Here is a 4,232-nt window from a genome sequence, read left to right on the forward strand (position 1 = left end):
GCAGAAGCTTCCCAAGCTTAAGACGAGGGTTCGATTCCCTTCACCCGCTCCAGTGCTGAACTCCTAGGTCACCGAACGGCCGCCCTCCCCGCAAGCTCTTGAATTTGATAAAGGCCTTTCCACACAGCGTCCAGGCACGTCATCGTGTATGGCTGGGATTCGTGTATGGCATCGTGTATGTTCCGGCCATGCCCTAGCCCTCTCTACGGGGATGCAGCGAACCTCCATCAAGCGCCGTCTGCTTGTCGGTCCCGGCCAGATCTGCCTTGAGCCGAGAGCGTTTCGGGTCTTGCGGCACTGATGGCCGCCACACCTCCGTCAACCGTAGGCTCTGACATATACCGCACCACCGGGCCTCGCAGCGACCAGGCCCGGCCATCCGGAGTCGCGAACCATGGCCCTTTTCCTGCTGGTCCTCGTCGTCTGCTTGGTCATCTTCGGCGGCATGATCGCCCTACTGATGCTTTCCGGCACGCCGCGCTACCGCACCGAACCCGAGCAGTTACTCGAGCTGTTCGACAAGGCATTGGAGAGCCGCGTCGGCGAGACCGAATGGAACACCATCATCGGCTATCCGATCCGCCATGACGACTACCTGGACGGGATACGTCGCCGCGCCCAGCGGCTGATGGACGAGCACGGGCGCCATGGCCGCGTGACTCGCGGAAAACCGCTGCTCGACGCCACCGGTCAGGAGGAGCTGGCGGCCCTGCGCGACCATCTGGCGGCGCATACTTCGCTGCAACGCCGCCAGGAGTGATCCCAGCGTTGATGAACAGTCCGCTAGACTATGGTGTCATGTTCAGGACATGCCAAGCCGGAGGCCGTCAATGACCAGTGCCATCCGTCAGATACCGCTCGACACCACGATCCACCATCATGCCCATGACTTCCACCAGATCGTGATCGGCCTCCGCGGTGAGGCGGAGTTCGAGATCGAGGGGCTGGGAGGCTCCATCTCGGCCTTGTCAGGCTGCATCGTGCCGGCCAACCACATGCACTACTATGCCGGGACCGGCGACAACTGCCAGCTGATCCTCGACCTGCCAAGCGATGCCCTCGCAGTCACCGGGCATCACCATGAACTGGTCCGGCTGTTCGATGCCCCGCGTTTCTTCGCGCTCGACACCTCGCTTCGCCACTACCTGGACTTCCTGCACCAGGAACTGAACCTGCTCTCCCGCCAGGCGCTCATCGACCCCATCCACAACGAGCGTCTGGCGGGAACCCTGCTGGGCTCCCTGCATGCCCGTCTGGCCTCCGAGCCTCCGGAACCGGGCCGCGCCCTCGACCTGGCCGCCCTCGACCGCTTCATCGACCATCACCTGGGCAGCCGCCTGCGCGTGGCCGACCTGGCCGCCGAGGCCTGCCTGAGTGAGGCGCACTTCAGCGAACGCTTCCGTCAACGCACAGGACTCTCTCCCTGGCAGTACGTGATGCGCCGCCGGCTCGACCGCGCCAGGCAGATGCTGCAGCAGAGTCATCTGCCGCTCTCCGAGATCGCCGCCCTGAGCGGCTTCACCAGCCAGAGCGCCCTGTCGCGGGCCTGTCGCCAGGCCTTCGGTCACCCCCCCAGCCAATTGCGCCGCTCCCGCGGCCAACGGCTCGCTTCGCCTACGCCACGACGCTAGACGAAGGTCGAAATTCCGACCCTTCCGTGGCCAATAACCGTGAAATCGTGAAATCGGGCCGGGAATTCGACAAGCAAGACACCGCCTGCCCCCCTACCCTCAGTGAATGCCCCGCGCATGCCTGCAGCGCTGTGCCGCGGCAGCCGGGCCCTGCCCTCTTGCGACGGGTTTCAACTTGGGGGGACCTAGATGCTCAACGCCCACAACATGCTCGACGCCAGCACCTGGCGCCAGGAACTCGACACCCTCTTCGCGCGCATCAGTGACCACTATGTAGTCGACGAGAACGCTTTCGTCGACGAAATGGTCAAGGTCCTCGATGCCAATAACGAGGACTTCCGGCGGATCGCCGGGAAGACCGCCGAACTGGTGCGCGAGGTCCGCGAAATGGACACCGCCGTCGATACCATCGATGAGCTGCTCCAGCAGTACAGCCTCGACACCCATGAGGGGCTGATGCTGATGTGCTTGGCCGAGGCCATGCTGCGTATCCCCGACAAGGCCACCGCCGATGCCCTGATCGAGGACAAGCTGGGCCCGGCTGACTGGCAGGCCCACGTCGGCAAGAGCGAGTCCTGGATGGTCAACGCCTCCACCTGGGGCCTACTGATGACCGGTCGCGTGGTCACCATGGACAAGCCGCGCGAGGGCAGGCCATCGGGCTTCATCAACAAGATGGTCAACCGCATGGGCGAGCCGGTGATCCGCCGCGCCATGTACGAGGCCATGAAGATCATGGGCAAGCAGTTCGTGCTCGGCCGTGACATCGACGAAGCGCTGAAGCGCTCGAAGCCGCTGTTCGACAAGGGCTACACCTACTCCTACGACATGCTCGGAGAGGCCGCCCGCACGCGGGCTGATGCCAAGCGCTATTTCGATGACTATGCCCGCGCCATCGAGCAGGTCGGCAAGACCAGCAAGGCGCTGTCCGCGAAGACGCCCTCGCCCTCGATCTCCATCAAGCTTTCAGCCCTGCACCCGCGCTACGAGTTCGGTCGTCGTGAGCAGGTTCTGCGTGAGCTGGTCAGCAGCGTGCGCGAGCTCGCCGCCCTGGCCCGCGAGCGTGACGTCGCAATGACCATCGATGCCGAGGAGGTCGACCGCCTGGAGATCTCCCTGGAGGTATTCCGCGCCGTCTACGAGAGCGAGACCTGCAAGGGTTGGGGGCACTTCGGCCTGGTCGTGCAGGCCTACGCCAAGCGTGCCCTGCCGGTGTTGCACTACATCAATGGCCTGGCCGAGTCCCAGGGCGACGAGATACCGCTACGCCTGGTCAAGGGCGCCTACTGGGATACCGAGATCAAGGAGTCTCAGCAGCTCGGTGTCGACGGCTACCCGGTCTTCACCCGCAAGGCCTCCACCGACGTTGCGTACCTGGTCTGCGCCCGCTTCCTGCTCTCCGACGAGACCCGCGGCCGCATCTTTCCCCAGTTCGCCACCCACAACGCGCACACCATCAGCACCATCCTCGAGCAGGCCAACGAGGCCACCCGGGCCTTCGAGTTCCAGCGCCTGCACGGCATGGGCGAGGCGCTCTATGACGCGGCTCTCGCGCGCGCCCCCGAGGGAACCTACTGCCGTATCTATGCGCCAGTGGGTGCCCACAAGGATCTGCTGCCCTACCTGGTGCGTCGCCTGCTGGAGAACGGCGCCAACTCCTCTTTCGTGCACCAGCTGGTGGATCCCAAGGTGCCAGTGGAGTCACTCTGCGTGCATCCGGTGGAAACCCTGCACCAGTATGACAGCTACGCTAACCCGCAGATCCCCCTGCCGGTCGACATCTACGGGCCGACGCGTCGCAACTCTCGCGGGTTCGACCTCAACATCCGCAGCCAGTACCAGCCACTGATGGACGCCATGGCAAAGACCATGGACAAGACCTGGAAGGCCGGCCCCCTGCTGGCCTTCGAGGTAAAGGCCGATCCGGCCAATACCCATGAGGTGACCTGCCCCTACGACCGCCGTCACCGGGTCGGCAGCATCCAGTGGACCACCGCTGAGCAGGCCAGCAAGGCCCTGGATGCCGCCTGGGCCGCTTTTCCGCGCTGGGAGGACACCCCGGTGGCCGAGCGCGCCGCCATCGTGCGGCGCCTCGGCGACCTGATGGAAGAGCACATGGCCGAGCTGATGACGCTCTGCTCCCGGGAGGGCGGCAAGCTGCTCACCGACGGTATCGACGAGGTTCGCGAGGCGGTGGACTTCTGTCGCTACTACGCCATGAAGGCTGAGGAACTCTTCTCCGCGCCAACCCGCCTTCCGGGACCGACCGGCGAATCCAACGACCTGATGATGAGTGGTAAAGGCGTATTCGCCGCCATCAGCCCGTGGAACTTCCCCGTGGCAATCTTCTGCGGCCAGCTGGTCGCCGCCGCCGTGGCCGGCAACACGGTGCTCGCCAAGCCCGCCGAGCAGACCTCGCTGATTGCCCACCGGGTGATCGAACTGCTCTTTGAGGCCGGCATGCCGCGTGACGTGGTACAGCTGCTGCCGGGCGACGGTCCCACCGTGGGCAGCGTGCTGACCAGCGACCCGCGCATCACTGGAGTCGTCTTCACCGGCGGCACCGACACCGGCCAGGCCATCAACCGCACCCTGGCGGCC

The 4,232-nt window shown here is 65.0% G+C and carries 3 protein-coding genes; all 3 read left to right on the top strand.

The window, feature by feature from the left end; genetic code table 11:
* Window positions 1-394 precede the first annotated feature (394 nt).
* On the top strand, window positions 395-760 hold the full coding sequence (locus RI841_RS14955) for a hypothetical protein (protein WP_310706430.1): 366 nt from the start codon (window positions 395-397) through the stop codon (window positions 758-760).
* A gap of 70 nt (window positions 761-830) precedes the next feature.
* Entirely contained in the window at window positions 831-1,631 is an 801-nt protein-coding gene (locus tag RI841_RS14960) for an AraC family transcriptional regulator (protein ID WP_310706431.1), read from the top strand.
* 189 nt (window positions 1,632-1,820) lie between these two features.
* On the top strand, window positions 1,821-4,232 hold a 2,412-nt coding region (gene putA / locus RI841_RS14965), incomplete at its 3' end, for a bifunctional proline dehydrogenase/L-glutamate gamma-semialdehyde dehydrogenase PutA (protein WP_310706432.1).

The organism is Halomonas sp., from assembly GCF_031581305.1.
GTDB lineage: Bacteria > Pseudomonadota > Gammaproteobacteria > Pseudomonadales > Halomonadaceae > Halomonas.

Bases quoted from the DNA above. Each gene is read 5' to 3' on its own strand.
- RI841_RS14955 (WP_310706430.1), top strand. From the start codon at position 395: ATGGCCCTTTTCCTGCTGGTCCTCGTCGTCTGCTTGGTCATCTTCGGC.
- RI841_RS14960 (WP_310706431.1), top strand. From the start codon at position 831: ATGACCAGTGCCATCCGTCAGATACCGCTCGACACCACGATCCACCAT.